The sequence below is a fragment of the Nocardioides sp. CPCC 206348 genome (assembly GCF_048654705.1).
In the GTDB taxonomy this organism is placed as follows: Bacteria; Actinomycetota; Actinomycetes; order Propionibacteriales; family Nocardioidaceae; genus Nocardioides.
The window spans coordinates 13,782-31,953 of sequence record NZ_JBMCZA010000143.1 but is presented as its reverse complement, the minus strand read 5'-3'; the positions used below and the strand labels follow the sequence as shown (position 1 = coordinate 31,953).

17 protein-coding genes are annotated in these 18,172 nt (G+C 70.3%); 9 read left to right on the top strand and 8 right to left on the bottom strand.

What is annotated here, in order from left to right:
• Positions 1-34: 34 nt before the first annotated feature.
• Positions 35-787, top strand: coding sequence for a DNA repair protein RecO (gene recO / locus ACOADB_RS09450; RefSeq protein WP_378597704.1), 753 nt, complete (start codon positions 35-37; stop codon positions 785-787).
• Positions 788-792: 5 nt separating this feature from the next.
• On the opposite strand, the gene ACOADB_RS09445 is transcribed toward recO, so the two are convergent.
• The 6 genes from ACOADB_RS09445 to ACOADB_RS09420 all read right to left on the bottom strand — a co-directional run bounded on the left by ACOADB_RS09445 (position 793) and on the right by ACOADB_RS09420 (position 7,641).
• Positions 793-1,623, bottom strand: coding sequence for an isoprenyl transferase (locus tag ACOADB_RS09445; RefSeq protein ID WP_378597703.1), 831 nt, complete (start codon positions 1,621-1,623; stop codon positions 793-795).
• 171 nt (positions 1,624-1,794) lie between these two features.
• Positions 1,795-2,799 (bottom strand): metal ABC transporter permease, encoded by a 1,005-nt coding sequence (locus tag ACOADB_RS09440; protein WP_378597702.1) that lies wholly within the window; start codon positions 2,797-2,799, stop codon positions 1,795-1,797.
• Positions 2,796-3,635, bottom strand: coding sequence for a metal ABC transporter ATP-binding protein (locus ACOADB_RS09435; protein WP_378597701.1), 840 nt, complete (start codon positions 3,633-3,635; stop codon positions 2,796-2,798). The genes ACOADB_RS09440 and ACOADB_RS09435 overlap by 4 nt, the downstream gene beginning before the upstream one ends.
• A complete protein-coding gene (locus tag ACOADB_RS09430) occupies positions 3,632-4,576 on the bottom strand; it encodes a metal ABC transporter substrate-binding protein (protein ID WP_378597700.1) in 945 nt (314 codons plus the stop codon). Before ACOADB_RS09430 ends, ACOADB_RS09435 begins: the two co-directional genes overlap by 4 nt.
• Positions 4,577-4,621: 45 nt before the next feature.
• The gene (locus tag ACOADB_RS09425) at positions 4,622-5,197 is read right to left on the bottom strand and encodes a TetR/AcrR family transcriptional regulator (RefSeq protein ID WP_378597699.1); all 576 of its coding nucleotides are present in this window, start codon (positions 5,195-5,197) and stop codon (positions 4,622-4,624) included.
• On the bottom strand, positions 5,194-7,641 hold the full coding sequence (locus ACOADB_RS09420; RefSeq protein ID WP_378597698.1) for a molybdopterin-dependent oxidoreductase: 2,448 nt from the start codon (positions 7,639-7,641) through the stop codon (positions 5,194-5,196). Before ACOADB_RS09420 ends, ACOADB_RS09425 begins: the two co-directional genes overlap by 4 nt.
• 89 nt (positions 7,642-7,730) lie before the next feature.
• Between ACOADB_RS09420 and ACOADB_RS09415 the strand changes: the two genes are divergently transcribed.
• From ACOADB_RS09415 to ACOADB_RS09390, 6 genes are all read left to right on the top strand, one after another.
• Positions 7,731-8,045, top strand: a complete 315-nt coding sequence (locus ACOADB_RS09415) for an antibiotic biosynthesis monooxygenase family protein (protein WP_378597697.1) — start codon at positions 7,731-7,733, stop codon at positions 8,043-8,045.
• A 93-nt stretch (positions 8,046-8,138) separates the two neighbouring features.
• Positions 8,139-9,536: a glycine--tRNA ligase gene (locus ACOADB_RS09410; protein ID WP_378597696.1), complete on the top strand. Its 1,398-nt coding sequence runs from the start codon at positions 8,139-8,141 to the stop codon at positions 9,534-9,536.
• Positions 9,530-10,213, top strand: a complete 684-nt coding sequence (locus ACOADB_RS09405) for a hypothetical protein (protein WP_378597695.1) — start codon at positions 9,530-9,532, stop codon at positions 10,211-10,213. Before ACOADB_RS09410 ends, ACOADB_RS09405 begins: the two co-directional genes overlap by 7 nt.
• Positions 10,210-11,358 carry a tRNA dihydrouridine synthase DusB gene (dusB, locus tag ACOADB_RS09400; protein WP_378597694.1) on the top strand — a complete coding sequence of 383 codons (1,149 nt, stop codon included), beginning with the start codon at positions 10,210-10,212 and terminating at the stop codon, positions 11,356-11,358. The genes ACOADB_RS09405 and dusB overlap by 4 nt, the downstream gene beginning before the upstream one ends.
• A 129-nt stretch (positions 11,359-11,487) precedes the next feature.
• Positions 11,488-12,336 carry a hypothetical protein gene (locus ACOADB_RS09395; RefSeq protein WP_378597693.1) on the top strand — a complete coding sequence of 283 codons (849 nt, stop codon included), beginning with the start codon at positions 11,488-11,490 and terminating at the stop codon, positions 12,334-12,336.
• Positions 12,337-12,417: 81 nt separating this feature from the next.
• Positions 12,418-13,668 (top strand): deoxyguanosinetriphosphate triphosphohydrolase, encoded by a 1,251-nt coding sequence (locus ACOADB_RS09390; protein WP_378597692.1) that lies wholly within the window; start codon positions 12,418-12,420, stop codon positions 13,666-13,668.
• A gap of 104 nt (positions 13,669-13,772) precedes the next feature.
• Here the strand turns inward: ACOADB_RS09390 and ACOADB_RS09385 are convergent, their stop codons facing one another.
• Complete coding sequence (locus tag ACOADB_RS09385; protein ID WP_378597691.1) at positions 13,773-14,687, bottom strand: choice-of-anchor P family protein; 915 nt, start codon at positions 14,685-14,687, stop codon at positions 13,773-13,775.
• Between the two features lie 55 nt (positions 14,688-14,742).
• Positions 14,743-15,549 carry a L,D-transpeptidase gene (locus tag ACOADB_RS09380; protein WP_378597690.1) on the bottom strand — a complete coding sequence of 269 codons (807 nt, stop codon included), beginning with the start codon at positions 15,547-15,549 and terminating at the stop codon, positions 14,743-14,745.
• Between the two features lie 180 nt (positions 15,550-15,729).
• On the opposite strand from ACOADB_RS09380, the gene dnaG reads away from it, so the two are divergent.
• Positions 15,730-17,628, top strand: a complete 1,899-nt coding sequence (dnaG, locus tag ACOADB_RS09375) for a DNA primase (protein WP_378597689.1) — start codon at positions 15,730-15,732, stop codon at positions 17,626-17,628.
• Positions 17,625-18,137: a hypothetical protein gene (locus ACOADB_RS09370; protein WP_378597688.1), complete on the top strand. Its 513-nt coding sequence runs from the start codon at positions 17,625-17,627 to the stop codon at positions 18,135-18,137. Before dnaG ends, ACOADB_RS09370 begins: the two co-directional genes overlap by 4 nt.
• Positions 18,138-18,172 lie beyond the last annotated feature (35 nt).

Genomic DNA, 18,172 nt, shown 5'->3' with positions numbered 1-18,172 from the left:
CGCATTCGTCACGCCCGGACGTCACAATGGGGGAGTGCCGCTCTACCGTGACGAAGCGATCGTCCTGCGCACCCACAAGCTGGGTGAAGCGGACCGCATCATCACGCTGCTGACCCGCGAGAACGGTCGGATCCGGGCAGTCGCCAAGGGCGTGCGTCGTACGACGTCCCGGTGGGGGTCGCGGCTCGAACCGTTCACCCACGTGGACCTCCAGCTGGCCGAGGGCCGCAACCTCGACACGATCACCCAGGCCGAGACGCGCGGCGCGTACGGCGCGCAGGTCGGGCGCGACTACGACCGCTACACCGCGGGCACCGTCATGCTCGAGACCGCCGAGCGCCTCGTGGTCGAGGAGCGGGAGCCGGCGCGCCAGCAGTTCGGCCTGTTGCTCGGTGGCCTCAACGCCATGGCGGCGGGGGAACGCGGGGCCAACCACGTGCTCGACTCGTACCTGCTGCGCGCCCTGGCCATCGCGGGCTATGCCCCGGCGTTCGTGGAGTGCGCCCACTGCGGCCGCCCGCCGGTGACGGCGACCGGCGAGCTCAGCCACCACCGCTGGTTCAACCCGTCGATGGGCGGCGTGCTCTGCTCGACCTGCCGGATCCCCGGCTCGGCCACCCCCGCCCCCGAGACCCTCACCCTCCTCGGCGCACTGCTCGCCGGCGACTGGCCGACCATCGAGGCCGCCGACATCCGCCACGTCCGCGAAGCCAGCGGCCTGGTTTCGGTGTTCGTGCAGTGGCAGCTCGAACGGGGCCTGCGTTCGCTGGCCTACGTCGAGCGCTGAGGGGTTCAACCCGTCGGGTTGGGCTCCGCGCCGCCGTAGCGCCGGTCACGGCGGGCGTAGGTGTCGATGGCCTGCCAGAGGTGGCGGCGGTCGACGTCGGGCCAGAGCACGTCGGTGAAGACGAACTCGGAGTACGCCGCCTGGTAGAGCATGAAGTTCGAGAGACGCTGCTCGCCCGACGTGCGCCAGATCAGGTCGGCGTCGGGGAGCTCGGGGACGTACAGGTAGCGCGCCAGCGTGCGTTCGTCGACCTTGTCGGGATTGACCTTGCCCGCCGCGACGTCGCGGGCCAGTCCACGCGCGGCGTCGCCGAGCTCGGAGCGGCCGCCGTAGTTCACGCACATGGTGAGGGTGAGGACGTCGTTGTCCTTGGTCATCTCCTCGGCGACCTGGAGCTCGGTGATGACCGACTTCCACAGCCTCGGGGCACGCCCGGCCCAGCGCACCCGGACGCCGAGCTCGTGCATCTCGTCGCGGCGGCGCCGGATCACGTCGCGATTGAAGCCCATCAGGAACTTCACCTCGTCGGGGCTGCGCGACCAGTTCTCGGTGGAGAAGGCGTACGCCGAGATCGCCTTCACGCCGATCTCGATCGCGCCCTCGACGACGTCGAACAGGCTCGACTCGCCCTCTTCGTGGCCCTTGGTGCGCGGCAGGCCCCGCTCCTTGGCCCAGCGTCCGTTGCCGTCCATCACGATCGCGACGTGATGGGGCACGAGCTCGGGCTGGATCGCCGGCGGGGTGGCACCCGAGGGATGCGGCGTCGGCGGCCTGACCTCGGTACGACGAGCGGCGGTCGCCGCGGCAGCGCGGGTGCGTCGGGTGGAGCGAGTCACAGGGGCCAGTCTGTCAGGGCGGGTTCGCGGGGCCACGCGGGCGCGGATTCATCAAGGGATGTGGGTGAGCCGGCACTCCCCAGTGGTTGCTCACCGTGGGAAGTGCACCTTCGTCTGCATACCTTGATGAATCCCCACCCGCGGAGCCCACGCGGAGCCCAACCCGACCAGCTAGTGCTCGTCGTAGTGCGCGCCGTGCTCGGCGTGCCGGTGCCCGTCGTGGACGTAGTCGACGTGGTCGTCGTGGGGAACCGCGAGGTGGCCGCAGTCGGGGCCGTGGGCGTGGGGGTGTTCGTCACAGGTCTCGTGCAACGGCACCGTGCCCTCGGCGAACGGCTCCTTCAGGCGGGCCCGGCGACGACTCCAGATCCCGATCGGCCACGCCACGACGTAGCAGGCGAGGGCGAGCAGGACGATGGTCGGGCCGGGGGCGACGGTGGCCTTGTACGACGCGAAGGTGGCCAGCACGAGCCCGCCGACCGAGGCGAAGGCGCCGAGCACCATCGCGGCGCCGATGGTGGTCCGGAACGACCGGGTGAGCTGCTGTGAGGTCGCGACCGGGACCACCATCAGCGCCGACACGAGCAGCAGGCCGACGGTGCGCATGGCGACGGTGACGCTGACGGCGGCGAGGACGGCGACGAGCAGGTTGTAGGCCCGCACCTGCAGCCCCGCGACCCGGGCGAACTCCTGGTCCTGCGCGACCGCGAACAGCTGCGGTGCCAGCCCGACGCTCAGCCCGATGACGGCGATGGACAGCACCATGGTGACGATGACGTCGCCCGCGGAGATCGTGGTCAGTGAGCCGAACAGGTAGCGGTTCAGGGACGCCGCACTCTGCCCGTCGATGCCGCTGACCAGGATGCCGCCCGCGAGTCCGCCGTAGAACAGCAGCGCGAGGGCGACGTCGCCATTGGTCTGGCCCCGTTCGCGGATGGTCTCGATGAGGACGGCTCCCAGGACCGCGACCACGACCGCTGCCCAGGTGGGTGAGGTGTTGGTGACCAGGCCGATGGCGACACCGGTCACGGCGACGTGGCCGATCCCGTCGCCCATCAGCGCGAGCCGGCGCTGGACGAGGAAGGTGCCGATCGCCGGCGCGGCGAGGCCCGTCAACAGTGCGGCGATCAGGGCGCGCTGCATGAAGGGGAGCGCGAACAGCTCGGCGGGACTCATGGCCGCTCACCTCGCGGTCGGTCGACGGGTGAGCCGACGTGCGGCACGTGGTCGGTCTGCTTCGGTGCCGCGTCGTGATGGTGGTGGTGCGTGTGCGGCTCGGCGAACCACGGCTGGTGCACCTCGTGATCGGCGAGGGGAGCGCCGTCGTACACGGTCCGCCCGTCGCGGAGTACGACGGCGCGGTCGACCAGTGGCGCGAGCGGGCCGAGCTCGTGGGCCACCAGCACGATCGTCGCGCCGCGGGACTTGAGCCGCGCGAGGGTCTCGGCGAGCACCTGCTGGTTGGGCAGGTCCACCCCGGCGGTGGGCTCGTCGAGGAAGAAGAGCTCGGGTTCGCCGGCGAGGGCCCGGGCGATGAGGACCCGCTGCTGCTGGCCGCCGGACAGGTTGCTCACGGCTTCGCGACGGCGGTCGGCGAGGCCGACGACCTCGAGGGCGTCCTGGATCGCGGCACGGTCGGCGCGGGAGAGCGGACGCAGCAGGCGGCGGCGGGTCAGGCGACCGGCAGCCACGACCTCCCAGACCGATGCTGGGACGCCGGCCGCCGCGGTGGCGCGCTGGGGGACGTAGCCGATCCGGCACCAGTCGTCGAAGTGGTCCAGCGGGGTTCCGAACAACCGCACCTCGCCGGCGACCAGCGGCCGGAGGCCGACGAGCGCGCGGACCAGGGTGGACTTCCCGGAGCCGTTGGCGCCCATCAGGGCGACGAACTCGCCGGGCGGGACGTCCAGGTCGATCCGGCGCAGCACCGGGCGGCCGCCCAGTGCGACGCTGCCGTTGCTGATCGCCACCGCCGTGGCGGTGCCGTGCTCGGTGCTGTCCTGGGTCGTCATCGACACCCGTTGGCCGAGACGAGGGTCTCCAGGTTGGTGTCCATCAGGGAAAGGTAGTCCGAGCCCTTGGGGGCGTCGGCGGTGAGGCCCTCGATGGGGTCGAGCACGCCGTTGGTGAGGTCGAGGTCCGTGGCCAGGTCCTCGCCGAGCGCGGGCTCGAGGGGCTCGCTGAACACCGTGGTGATGCCTTCCGTCCGGATCAGTTCCTGCAGTTCGCCGAGGACGGCGCCGGTCGGCTCCGCGTCGGGGGACAGGCCCACGATCGAGGCGATGTGGAGGCCGTACTTCTCCAGGTAGCCGAACGCATCGTGGGACACCACGATCGTGTCACGCTCACAGTCCGCGAGGCCAGCGCTGTACGCCTGGTCGAGGGCTTCGAGGTCCTTGCGGAGTGCGGCGGCGTTGCTGCGGTAGGTCTTGGCGTCGTCGCCGTCGATCTTCGCGAGCTCGTCGGCCATCGCGTCGCCGAGGTCGGCCATCCGGAGCGGGTCCTGCCAGAAGTGCGGGTCGACGTCGCCGTGGTCGTGGTCGTGCTCGCCGCCCTCCTCGTCCGCGTGCTCCTCGTGCTCGGCAGCCGACTCGTCGACGGGCAACAGGTCGACGATGTCGGCGGCGTCGAGGGTCGCGCCCTCGGCGTTCTGTTCGACGGTGTCGTCCACCGCGGGCTGGAAGCCGGACTCGAAGACGACCAGGTCGGCGGCCACGACCGTCGCGGTCTGGCTCACGTCGAGCTCGAGGTCGTGCGGCTCGCTGCCGGGGTGGGTGAGCAGGTCGACCTCGGTGTCGGTGCCCTCGGCGACCCGCTCGGCCACGTAGGCCAGCGGGTAGAAGGCCGCGGCCACCGTGGTCTTGCCGTCATCGGCACCGTCGCTGAACGCCGAGCAGCCGGAAGCGAGCAGGGCGACGACGGAGAGGGCGGCCAGGCCGGAAGAGAAGCGCATGAGAATCATTCTCAACACCCGGGTCGCTCCGGTCAAGTCGGCGCGTCAGGCGAGGTGGCGCACCAGCTCCCGGCCGACGGCCCGCAGCGGTGCGTCGGTACGACGGGCACGGCTCACCAGCAGAGCTCCCTCGATCGCGCTGACGATGAGCGCGGCCCGGTCGGCAGCAGCGTCGGCAGGAACGTCGCGACGGACGAGTGCATCGGTGAGTGCCTGCTCCCAGGTGCTGAACGCGACCCCGGCCGCTGACCGTGCCGCCGGGGTGTCCTCGGGGGAGAGAGCGGCCGCAGCGACCGGGCAGCCGGTGCCGAAGTCGCTGCCGAGCAGGACGCCCGACCAGTGGTCGACCATCGCCTCGACGGCGGCCACCGGGTCGGCGCTGTCGACCACCTTCGTCACCAGGCGCGCCATCAGGTCGCCGGCGCGACGAGTCGCGTCCTCGGCCAGCTCGGCCTTGCCGCCGGGGAAGTGGTGGTAGATGGACCCGCGCGGCGCACCGCTGTGGGCGACCACGTCCCGCAGCGATGTCGCTGCCACGCCCCGGGAGGCGAACAGGGTGATCGCGCTGTCCAGCATCGCGTCGCGCGGCGACCGGCCGGTCGTCGTACCCGGGGTGGTCATACGGCCTCCAGGCGCGCGGGGACGTACTTGTGCCACGGGGTGCCGGCGAGCCAGTCCTTGTGGTGCAGGGAGGTCAGGTCGTTGGGGGCGACGCCGGGCGTGCCGTCGACGTGCTCGATGCCCATCCCGTTCGGCAGGGAGCAGTGTCCCTGCTGCATCTGGTCGGTGACTTCCACCTGGGCGACCGCGGAGCCCTTCTCCGTGACCACGCGCAGCGAGTCGCCGGTCGTGACGCCGTACGTCTCTGCGTCGGTCGGGCTGATCCGGAGTGCGCCGTGGGCGTCGCGGCGGCGCCACGACGGGTCGCGAATGATCGTGTTCGCGGTGAAGGCGCGGCGCTCCCCGGCGGCGAGGATGAACGGGAACTCCGCCGTCGTCCACGAGCTGGGCTCCGTGGCGAGCGCGTGCATCCGCTCCAGGAGCTCGGGCACCTCGAGGGTGAAGCGGCGGTCCGGTCGACGCGTGTAGCTCCACGCCTGGTCGTAGTCGTCGACGGTGAAGACCACGCCCTCACCCTCGAGGATCCGGTCGAAGAGCTTGTTGCCGGGGGCGAAGCCGTCGCCGTCGAAGCCGGCCCGCGCCACGGAGTCGGGGTTGCCCATCGCGCACAGCTGGCTGACGCCCCAGAGCGAGGCCGTGCCGCGGGCGCCCTCGGGCAGGGTGGTGCCCAGCGTCTCGTAGAGGACGTAGCCGGCCAGGCCCATCAGCTTCGGGTTCGCCGCGACGGCCGCGAAGAACGCGATCGCGAACTGGGTCCGGCCGCGGCGGGCCGCGCTGCGCAGTGGGGCGAGGACGGACTCGCGGACGGGCGCGAGCTCGCGGATCAGGCGGGCGTAGATCTCCGGCTCGGGCAGCGTGCCGTCGAGCGGCTCCATCGCCGGCTTGCGCAGCTGGAACACGTTGCGCGGGAAGTCGACGTTGAAGAAGGTGCACTCCCACTTCTCGAACTGCGTCGCTGCGGGCAGCACGTAGTCCGCCTGCTTCGCGGTCTCCGTCATGGCGATGTCGATGACGACGCTGAGGTCAACCGCCTCCATGGCGCGGCGGAAGGAGCCCGAGTCCGCGAGCGAGTGCGACGGGTTGGTGCTGTCGAGCCACAGGGCCCGGAACCGGTCCGGATGATCGGTGAGGATCTCGTCGGCGATCGAGTTGCACGGCACCAGGCCGGCGATGATCCGGGCTCCGGTCACCGGAGTACGACGGTCGGCGGCCGGTCGGCGGGCAGCACCGGTCGGGCTGGACGGTCCGTTGGCCACCTTGCCGACCGGCCCGCGCATCGCGCCGGCAAGGGGGTGGGCGATCGCGTCGGGGAGCAGGGCCGGCAGGCGGATCGCGGCGGCGCCGACGGCGTCGACGGCAGTCGACTGGGCCTTCGCGACGGCGCGCTGGACGGGGGACGTCGGGCGCTTGCTGGCGCCACCGCCCGGCGCGCTTCCGGCGATGGGGGCGAAGGTCGAGTGCAGGAACATCGCACCCTCCTTGGCGAAGTTGCCGGTGAGGATCCACAGCATCTTGTTGAGGTAGGAGTTCAGGGTGCTGTGCGGAGCCTGCTGGGTGCCGAGGTCCTCGTAGGTGCACACGCTCTTCGCCGACGCGATGCGCCGGGCAGTGGTCCGGATCAGTTCCTCGGGGACGCCGCAGCGCGCGGCGTAGTCAGCGATGTCGACCGCAGCGTAGGCAGCCAGCACGGGGTCGGCGCCGGTCGTGTGGTCGTCGATGAACGCGTGGTCGACGAGGTCCTCCTGGACCAGCACGGCGCCGAGGGCGGAGAGGCACCAGGCGTCCGTGCCCGGTTTGACCTGCAGGTGGACGTCGGCCATCGCGGCGGTCTCGCTGCGGCGTGGGTCGATGACGACCATGCAGCGCTCGGGGTCCGCCGCCATCTCCTTGAGGACCGGGCGGGTGCGCGGGAAGGAGTGCGACTGCCAGGGGTTCTTGCCGATGAAGACGACGACCTCGGCGTGTTCGAAGTCGCCCTTGGTGTGCCCGCCGTAGAGCCGGCCGTCGACGTACATCTCGCCGGTCTTCTCCTGGGCGAGCGCGTTGGAGCGGTACTTCACGCCCAGCGCGGCCTGCAGGGACTGGCTGTACGTCGCGCCGAGGTGGTTGCCCTGGCCCCCGCCGCCGTAGAAGAAGATCTTGTCGCCGCCGTGCTCGTCGCGGATCGCAGCCAGCTTGCCCGCGATCTCGCTGATGGCGGTGTCCCAGTCGATCGGCTCGTAGGTCCCGTCCGGGCGCCGGCGCAGGGGAGAGGTGAGGCGCTCGGTGCCGTTCTGGTAGCGGTCCAGGCGCAGCGGCTTCTCGCAGGTGTACCCCTCCGAGCCGGGGTGGGACTTGTCGCCGCGGATCTTGATCAGGCGTCGGTCCTCGACCTGCACCTCGATCCCGCAGTTGCACTCGCACAGGATGCAGGCGGACTTCTGCCAGGCGGTCTCGGTGGTCACGGGAGCTCCCTCGGTTGATTATGACAGGTGTCATAGTCGCCGGTGACGGCCACCAGGTCAAGGGTCGCGGGGCTGCGTAGAGTTCGGTCGTGCTCGTCGTGAACCGATTCCGTGCCGGCCCCGACCCGGTCACCCTGCGTGCTGACCTCGAGCTCGTGCACGGGCTCCTCCTCGACAAGCCCGGGTACGTCGCCGGGTGGATCGGGCGCAACGTCGACGAGCCGGACCTGTGGGTGCTGACCACCCGCTGGGTCAATGTCGGCGCGTATCGGCGAGCCCTGTCGTCGTACGAGCTGAAGCTCCACGGGGTCCCCGTGCTGATGCGGGCGATCGACGAACCCGGTGCCTATGAGGTCGTCGAGCCGAATACCGTGCTCAACGTGGCCGAGGCTCGCGTAACCTAGGGGATTGCTCCCGCGAGTAGATCGACAGCAGCAACAGCACCGACAAACACTGCCCGGCAGCCAGCCGGGCTCGTCCCATAAAGGAATCCCCCTGTGGCCAAGCCGCCCCCGTCCACCGTTGACCAGGTTGTCTCCCTCGCGAAGCGCCGAGGCTTCGTCTACCCCTGCGGCGAGATCTACGGCGGCACGCGTTCCGCCTGGGACTACGGCCCCCTCGGCGTGGAGCTCAAGGACAACATCAAGCGCCAGTGGTGGAAGTCCATGGTGCAGATGCGCGACGACGTCGTCGGCCTCGACTCCAGCGTGATCCTGCCGCGCCAGACCTGGGAGGCCTCGGGCCACGTCGCGACCTTCGCCGACCCGCTGACGGAGTGCCAGTCCTGCCACAAGCGCTACCGCGCCGACCACCTGCAGGAGGCCTACGCCGAGAAGAAGGGCCTCGACAACCCCGACGACGTCGACCTGGCGACGCTGGCGTGCCCGAACTGCGGCACCCGCGGTGCCTGGACGGAGCCGCGCAGCTTCTCCGGCCTGCTCAAGACCTACCTCGGTGTGGTCGACGACGAGTCCGGCCTCCACTACCTGCGCCCCGAGACGGCGCAGGGCATCTTCCTCAACTTCGCCAACGTGGTCACCAGCCAGCGGATGAAGCCCCCGTTCGGCATCGCGCAGATCGGCAAGAGCTTCCGCAACGAGATCACGCCGGGCAACTTCATCTTCCGCACCCGCGAGTTCGAGCAGATGGAGATGGAATTCTTCGTCAAGCCGGGTGAGGACGAGGAGTGGCACCAGTACTGGATCGACGCGCGCACCGCCTGGTACGTCGACCTCGGGATCGACCCCGAGAACCTGCGCCACTACGAGCACGCGCAGGAGAAGCTCTCGCACTACTCCAAGCGCACCGTCGACATCGAGTACCGCTTCCGCTTCGCCGGCTCGGAGTGGGGCGAGCTCGAGGGCATCGCCAACCGCACCGACTTCGACCTCAAGACGCACAGCGAGGCCTCGGGCACCGACCTGTCGTACTTCGACCAGGCCAACAACGAGCGCTACACGCCGTACGTCATCGAGCCCGCAGCCGGACTCTCGCGCAGCCTGATGACCTTCCTCGTCGACGCCTACACCGAGGACGAGGCGCCCAACACCAAGGGGGGCGTCGACAAGCGCACCGTGCTGCGGCTCGACCCGCGCCTCGCGCCGATCAAGGTCGCCGTGCTGCCGCTGTCCCGGAACGCCGACCTGTCGCCGAAGGCCAAGGACCTGGCCGCCGAGCTGCGCCGCAACTGGACCGTCGACTTCGACGACTCCGGTGCCATCGGCCGTCGCTACCGTCGCCAGGACGAGATCGGTACGCCGTACTGCGTCACGGTCGACTTCGACACCCTCGAGGACCATGCCGTCACCGTGCGCGAGCGGGACACCATGTCCCAGGAGCGCGTGTCCCTCGACAAGCTCACCAGCTACTTCGCTGAGCGGTTCGTCGGATGCTGATGCGAGTCGTGGCCGGCGTGCTGGCCCTCGGCCTGCTCGCTGGCTGCGGCTCGGACGACGACAGCAAGGCTGACGACAAGTCGTCGGAGAAGCCGAGCCCCTCGGCCACCACCGAGGCTCCAGCGCGGTACTACGACGTTCCGGTCGGCGTGACCCTCACCGAGCCCGGCACGCAGCTCGCGCTCGGTGCGCCGGCCGTGATCGCCTTCGAGCGGCGCCAGAAGGAGATCGGCGTCCTCGCCGTGAAGGTCGACCGGATCGAGCGCACGTCTTTCCAGGAGTCCTTCGCCGGCTGGAACGTCGATGACGTCACCGCCGCGCGAACGCCGTACTTCGTCCGCCTCACGGTCACCAACGTGGGCGACACCGACCTCGGCGGCCTCAAGCTCGACAACGTGATCTGGGCCGACGACGGCACCACCCTCGAGGCCCCGAACCACTACACGAAGGTCCAGCAACCGCTCTGCGCCGGCGACCCGCTGCCCGCAGCGTTCGCGAACGGCGCGAGGGCGCAGATCTGTCAGGTCTACTTCATCGCGCCCGCCCAGACCCTCCGGACGATCAGCTTCATCCCGCCCGCCGGACTCGACCCGATCACCTGGGCCGGCGAGATCAGCAAGGTCACCCCGCCGGCCAAGAAGAAGGCCAAGAAGAAGCCCGGCCAGGCGGCCACGTGACCGTCGCGACGACCAGCCTGCGTCTCGGGTCGCTGGAGGTGCCGACGCCGGTGGTGCTGGCGCCGATGGCCGGCATCACCAACGCTGCCTACCGGCGCCTGTGCGCGGAGTACGGCGCCGGCCTCTACGTCTGCGAGATGATCACCAGCCGCGGACTGGTCGAGGGAGATGACACCACCAAGCGGATGCTCGTCTTCGACGAGGCCGAGACGGTGCGGTCGGTCCAGCTCTACGGCACCGACCCGACGTACGTCGGCAAGGCCACCCGCATCCTCTGCGAGGACTACGGCGTCGCCCACGTCGATCTCAACTTCGGCTGCCCGGTCCCCAAGGTCACCCGCAAGGGTGGCGGCGGCGCCCTGCCGTGGAAGCGGAACCTGCTCGGGCGGATCCTCGAGGAAGCGGTGGCCGCCGCGGCGCCGTACGACGTCCCGGTGACCATGAAGACCCGCAAGGGCCTCGATGACGACCACCTGACCTACCTCGACGCGGGGCGGATCGCGCAGGAGTCCGGCATCGCAGCGATCGCACTGCACGGACGGACCGTCGCGCAGGCCTACTCCGGCCAGGCCGACTGGGAAGCGATCGCGAACCTCGTCGACCACGTCGACATCCCGGTCCTCGGCAACGGCGACATCTGGGAAGCGGCCGACGCCCTCCGCATGGTCGAACAGACCGGGGTCGCGGGCGTGGTGGTCGGGCGTGGCTGCCTCGGACGGCCCTGGCTGTTCCGTGACCTCGCCGCAGCGTTCGGCGGGAAGGCCGTGACCACGCTGCCGACCCTCGGTGACGTCCGGATCATGATGCGCCGCCACGCCGAGCTGCTGTGCGAGCACATGGGGGAGGAGCGCGGCTGCAAGGAGTTCCGCAAGCACATCGCGTGGTACCTCAAGGGCTTCCGGGCGGGCGGGGAGCTGCGCCGGTCGCTCGGCCTCGTGGACTCGCTCGCGACCCTCGACAACCTGCTCGACGAGCTCGACCCGACCGAGCCGTTCCCCGTCGGCGAGCTCGGTGCGCCCCGGGGCCGGCAGGGCGCTCCGCGCAACAAGGTGGTCCTTCCGGAGGGCTGGCTGGACGACACCGACGGCCTCGACGAGGGGGGCGGAACACTACTGGAAGAGGTCAGCGAGACCACTGGCGGGTGACCCGGAACACCCTGTTGATGTGATCTAGGGATTATTGAACCGGCAATTACCTATGCTTCACTCGATTGATACGCCTGACCCGGCAACGAGTCAGGCGTCGTCATGTCCGCAACAGCAAAGGATCAGCGCGTGGCAAACAGCCACAAGCGGGAAACCGCGCGACGCAAGCCCCGAGCCGCAGCATTTGCCGGCTCGCTGGCCGTTCTGGCGACTGGAGCAGTCGTCACCGCTGGAGTACTCGGAAGCTCCCCGACGCCCGACAACAACGATGTCGTTGCCGTGGACCGCACGATCGCCACCAACTCGGTGAGCGCGGTCCGTGAGCTCCCCGTCCTTTCCCGTGACAGCGCGCGTGGAGACGCAGCCTCGAGCCGACTGGCCCGGCTGCTCAGCGCCGACGCCGTCGCCAAGGCCATCAAGAACGCAGACACCCGCCGCTGGACGACCGCCCCGCTGAACCTCTGGGCGCGGCCGGACAAGAAGGCCAAGAACGTCGGCGAGCTGGACGAGGGCGAGAAGGTCCTCCTCACGGGCCGCAAGTACGGCGGTCGCTCCGAGATCGTGCTCGACGGCAAGGCTCGCTGGGTCACCTCCGGCTACTTCAGCAAGGAGAAGCCCCCGACGTTGACGGGCGACTGCACCAACGGCACCTCGGTGCCCGCCGGCGTCAGCCCGAACATCAAGAAGGTCCACGCGGCTGTCTGCGCGAACTTCCCCGACATCGGCACCTACGGCACCTTCCGTGGCGACGGTGAGCACTCGCAGGGCCTCGCCGTCGACATCATGGTGTCGGGCGCGCGTGGCCAGGCGGTCGCCGACTTCGTGCGTGACAACTACGCCGCCCTGGGCGTCAACTACATCATCTACTCGCAGCGGATCTGGTCGGTCGACCGGTCCGGCGAGGGCTGGCGCGGGATGTCGGATCGTGGATCGGCAACGGCGAACCACTACGACCACGTGCACGTGACCGTCTACTGAGGTCACTGAGAACTCGCTTCACCATGAAGGTCCGGACCGTGGTCCGGGCCTTCATGCGTTGCAGGGGCTAGTCTCCGCCACGTGGACGAGGTCGAGCAGCGGTACGACGCGCAGGCGCGGGAGCGCATCGTGCCCGAGCCGCCCAAGCGGGTCGAGGCGCCGGAGCGACTGGCGTTCGAGCGGGACCGGGCCCGGGTCGTGCACGCCGCGTCGTTCCGGCGGCTGGCGGCGAAGACCCAGGTCGTCGGACCGCAGAGCGACGACTTCGTCCGCAACCGGCTGACGCACAGCCTCGAGGTCGCGCAGATCGCGCGGGACCTGTCGCGGGCCCTCGGCACCCATCCCGACATCACCGAGACCGCGGCCCTGGCCCACGACCTCGGGCATCCGCCGTTCGGGCACAACGGCGAGCGGGCGCTGGCCGCGCTGGCCGCCGACTGCGGCGGCTTCGAGGGCAATGCCCAGACGCTGCGCCTGTTGACCCGGCTCGAGGCGAAGACCGCCGACGCGGCGGGGGAGTCGGTCGGGCTGAACCTCACGCGCGCGACGCTCGACGCCTGCACCAAGTACCCCTGGGGCGTCGCCGACGCCCCGACGAGCGCCGCCGGCAAGTTCGGCGTGTACGACGACGACCGGCCCGCCTTCGACTGGGCGCGGGCCGCGGCGCCGGCCGGCCGGCGCTGCGTCGAAGCACAGGTGATGGATCTCGCCGACGACGTGGCCTACTCGGTCCACGACGTCGAGGACGGCACCGTCGCCGGCAAGCTCGACCTGACCCGGATCGACACGACGGCCGTCTGGCCGACCGTGCGCTCGTGGTACCTCCCGGATGCGACCGACGACCGGCTCGACCAGGTGCTCCTGGGCCTGCAGGCGGTCGGGAGCTGGCCGCAGGCGTCGTACGACGGCCGACGGGGGAGCCTTGCCGCGCTGAAGAACCTGACCAGCGACCTGATCGGACGCTTCTGTGGCGCCGTGCAGCAGGCCACGTTCGCGGCGTCCGAGGGCCCGTTCGTCCGCTACGCCGCCGACCTCGTCGTCCCGGAGGACACCTGGCTCGAGATCAGCGTGCTCAAGGGGATCGCCGCGCACTACGTCATGCAGGACGCCACCAGGATGGCCCTCCAGGTGCGGCAGCGGGAGCTGCTCACCGAGCTCGTCGCGAGGCTGCTCGAGCGGGACGGCGCCGACCTGGACGAGACGTTCGCCAGCGACTGGGCCGGCGCGGCCGACGACGCCGCCCGGATCCGGGTCGTGATCGACCAGGTCGCGTCCCTCACCGACGCCAGTGCCGTCGCCTGGCACCACCGCCTCGTCAAGGTCGTCCAGTAGGTCGAAAAACAGCCGACCGGCCGGAGCCTGGGGGCTCCGGCCGGTCGGATTGCCGACAAATGATGTGCCGAGAAGGGTGACCCGTCAGGGTCGGTGGCCGAGGATCAGCCGGTGACCGGGACGTGCGACTCGATCGGGGTCGGGCTGGGCGCGTCGCTCGGGTCGGTCGGCCCGCCGTCGTCGGTGACCAGGCCACAGGTGGCCGAGGCAACCGTCAGCTCGAGCTGGTCGAGCAGGTTGACGTAGATGGCGTCGACGGTGAAGGTGCCGTCGGCGTTCTTGGTCTGCCGGTTGACCGTCACCTCGACGACGCCGGGGATGGCGACCGAGGAGTTCGGCGTGTTGGTGTCGATCAGCGAACCGACCAGGCCGTTGGTGCCCTCGATGACGGTGTTGCCCGTCTGGCCGTTGCAGGACGCGGTGACCGCGTCAGCACCGAGGAGGTTTCCGGTGGTGGCGAAGTCGCAGAGATCTCCGAGCTGGCCCGAGGTGACCTCGGACAGGTCCAGCGCGGTGAGCAGGCTGAGGTCGATGGCCGGGTTCAGCGCCTCGACCACGGGACCGAGGAGATCCGGCAACAGGTTGCCGTTGGGCCCGGTCAGTGCGCCGGTCAGCTGGTCAACGGGAATCTGGTCGAGCACGTCGCACAGCGGCGCGAGCTGCTCACCGAGCGTGTCCAGCGCGGCCAGCGGGCCCTCGAGCAGCACGACGTCCAGGTTGGCGACGCTGGCCTCGGCCTTGCCGTTCTCGGCGGAGGCGTTGACCAGTCCGGCGTCGAGCAGCGGGGCGACCGGCAGGTCGATGAGCGAGTCGGTCACCAGCGTGCCGTCGGTCGACTCGACGAACGGGGTCGGGGGGATGGCTGCGTTGCCGGCCAGGTTCAGCTCGAGGCCGAACGCCGAGGACGGCGTTCCGGCAGCAACGGCCGTGCCGCCACCGCCGAGCAGGGCGAGCGAGGCGCCTCCGCCGACCAGCACGAGGGCGCTGGCCACTGAGGCCAGGGTCCGTGTCTTCTTCATGGGGATTCCCTTCATCTTCATCATTTGTAGGCAGTTCGTGGTGGAGCGGGTTGGGTCACGCCTTGTCGACGATCACCGGGGTGCCTGTCGGGACGGTTCGGAGCAGGGCCAGGGCTTCATCGGGCACCCGCACGCATCCGTGGCTGACGGCCTTGCCGAAGACGGACGAATTGGTCCATCCGTGCAGGGCCACCGTGCCGGGTCCGCCGCCGTAGGAGTCGAGCGTCGCGCTGTGGCTGCCGAGCGGCAGGATCACCGGCGAGAACGGCTGCTTGTCGTCGATGATCTGGCCGAGGACGAAGGTGCGGCCGGTGGGCGTCGGCGTCGCCTCGGCGCCGATGGCCACCGGCCAGGCGTCGACCAGGTCGTTGTCCTCGTAGACCTCGAGCGAACGGTCGCCGAGGTGCACCTTGATCAGGAAGCGGCTGTGGGCCTCGGCCAGCTCCGAGGAGCGGAGCCATCCGGTCGAGTCGTTCGGCTTCGACGGCAACAACACCTGCACCCAGTCGCGGTTGCGGGTGATGACCGGAAGCCACGTGTCGCCGAACTGGCGTGGGCCGATCTTCGCGAACGGCTTGCCGTCCGGGGCGTCGTACAGGGCCACGACGCGCTTGGGATGGACGACGGTCCCCTTGGGGATGCCCTGCGGACGCGGGTCCTTCGGAGCGGCCTTGATCGTGGTCTTCGTGGAGCTGAGCGGAAGCTTCTTCAGGTCGACCTGCGCCACCGGTGCCGCACTGGGCTTCTTGGACGGCGACGACTCGTCGTCCCGGCCGAAGGCGAGGTACGCCGAGATCACGAGGACGACGACGATCAACGGAACTGGCCAGGACGCGCCAGAGCGCGCAGGCGACTGCCCCATCGTCGGTCCCTCCCCGATTGTTCATCCCACAACCCCTACTCGCGGTTCCCTTCCCCCAGGGACAACGAGCAATGTGCGACCGAGGTCACGCTCGGGAGAATAGCCGAACCTTCACTGGTCCGGGGGACGTACCTGTGGATGGACGTCACGGGCTCCACCGCCCGTCAGTAGGATCGCCCCATGGTGGGACGGATCCGTGACGAGGACATCGCCGCGGTCCGTGAACGGGCGCGGATCGACGAAGTGGTGTCCTCCTACGTCACCCTGCGCAACGCGGGCGGCGGGTCGCAGAAGGGACTGTGTCCGTTCCACGACGAGAAGTCCCCGTCCTTCCACGTCACGCCCAGCCGGAACTTCTTCCACTGCTTCGGCTGCCAGGAGGGAGGCGACGTCTTCACGTTCCTGATGAAGATCGACGGCCTCAGCTTCAGCGAGGCCGTCGAGCGGATGGCGGACAAGTACGGCGTCCAGCTCCGCCGCGACGACTCGGGAACCGATGACCGGCCCAAGGGACCGCAGCGTCGTCGCCTGATCGAGGCCCATGCCGTGGCCGCGGAGTTCTACGCCGAGCAGCTCGCCACCCCGGAAGCGATCGCTGCTCGTCAGTTCCTGGACCAGCGTGGCTTCGACCAGGCCTCGGCCCTCACCTTCGGCGTCGGCTTCGCGCCGCGTGACGGCGAGGCGTTGTGGCGACACCTCAGCGGGCGCAAGTTCACCGCCGAGGAGGTGATCGCCGCAGGGCTGGTCGCGATGGGGCGCTCGCTCTACGACAAGTTCCGCGGCCGGTTGTTGTGGCCCATCCGCGAATCGACCGGCGACACCATCGGCTTCGGTGCTCGCCGGATCTTCGAGGACGACCGGATCGAGGCGAAGTACCTCAACACCGGCGAGACGGCGATCTACAAGAAGAGCCACGTGCTCTACGGCATCGACCTCGCCCGTCGCGAGATCGCCCGCACGTCCCAGGCCGTGATCGTCGAGGGCTACACCGACGTGATGGCCTGCCACCTCGCCGGCGTCGGCACCGCCGTCGCCACCTGCGGCACGGCGTTCGGTGACGACCACGCCCGCGTCCTGCGCCGCTTCCTCGATGACCACGAGCAGTTCCGCAGCGAGGTCGTGTTCACGTTCGACGGGGACGAGGCCGGCCAGAAGGCCGCGCTGAAGACGTTCGCCGGTGACCAGCGCTTCGTGTCCCAGACGTACGTCGCGGTGGCGCCCGAGGGCATGGATCCCTGTGACCTCCGGATCAAGCACGGTGATGCCGCCGTCCGCGAGCTGATCGCGACGCGCCGCCCGCTGTACCGCTTCGTCCTCGAGAACGTCGTCAGCCGCTACGACCTGGACCGCGCAGACGGCCGGGTCGACGCCGTCCGCGCAGCCGCCAAGCTGGTGGCCTCCGTCCGGGACCAGTCGAAGGTCACCGCGTTCGCGCAGGAGGTGTCGCGGATGATCGGGTCCGAGGTCGACACCAACCGGGTCCTGGCCGAAGTGCGTCGTGCCGCCGCCCGCGGGCCCGAGCCCACCGCGCCCCGCGAACGCAGCGGTGTCCAGCCGACGCCCGAGCCGACACCGCCGCCCCGCGCCGCGTACCCGGACCTTCGCGACCCCCGGTTCAACATCGAGCGGGAGACCCTCAAGCTGGTGCTGCAGCACCCGATCGCGATCGGTCGTACGACGGCCGACATCGGCGCCAACGACTTCAGCCACCCGACGTACCGCGCGGTGTGGGAGCTCATCGCCGGTGCCGGTGGCACCGTCGCTGGACAGGGCGATCCGGCATGGGTGACGCACATCCGCGAGGCAACCGTCGACCCGGCGGTGTCGTCGGCCGTGAGTGCGCTCGCTGTGGAGCCGATTCCCGCGACCCGTGAGGTCGATGCGGGCTACGTCGCCCACCACGTGCACCGGTTGCAGGAGCTCACCGCGCTGCGCCGCATCGATGAGGTCAAGAGCCGCCTCCAGCGCACGAACCCGGTGGACCAGGCGGCCGAGTACAACAAGATGTTCGGCGAGCTGGCGGCCCTCGAGCAGCACCGCCGGATGCTGCGCGAGAAGATCGTGAGCGCCGGCGCGTGAGGTTCCCGCCCCTGCCGCCGTTGCGGTCGCACCGGCCCTCGATCGAGGTCGGTGCGGGGGAGCGGCTGCTGGCCTGGGCTGCGGTGCCCCATCCGTTGCCCGGCGGGCCGACAGCCGTCGGTGGCACCCGCGACGCCCTCTACCTGCCCGGGCGGTTGCCCTGGGAACAGGTCGCGAGCGCCGACTGGGACCAGCAGGAGTCGACCCTGCGCGTGGTGGAGGTGGGCCGGTTCGGTCAACCGAGTCCCGTGCACGTCGTACGACTGGACGACGCCGGGCGGCTCCTCCAGCTCGTGCGGGAGCGGGTCACGGCGAGCATCGCCGTCCAGCGCCACGTCCCGGTCGAGGGTCGCAAGTCGGTCCGGGTCCTCGCTCGCCGGGCTCCTGGCGCCCGTGGGGACCTGGCCTGGTTCGTCGAGTACGACGAAGGGCTGGACCCGTCCGACCCGCGGGTGGACGCCGTCGTACAGGAGGCCCTGGCCGCTGCGCGCAGCGACGTGGGCCACTGACGCGGTCTCGATTTCTGGCGCGGGCAGGGGCTTGC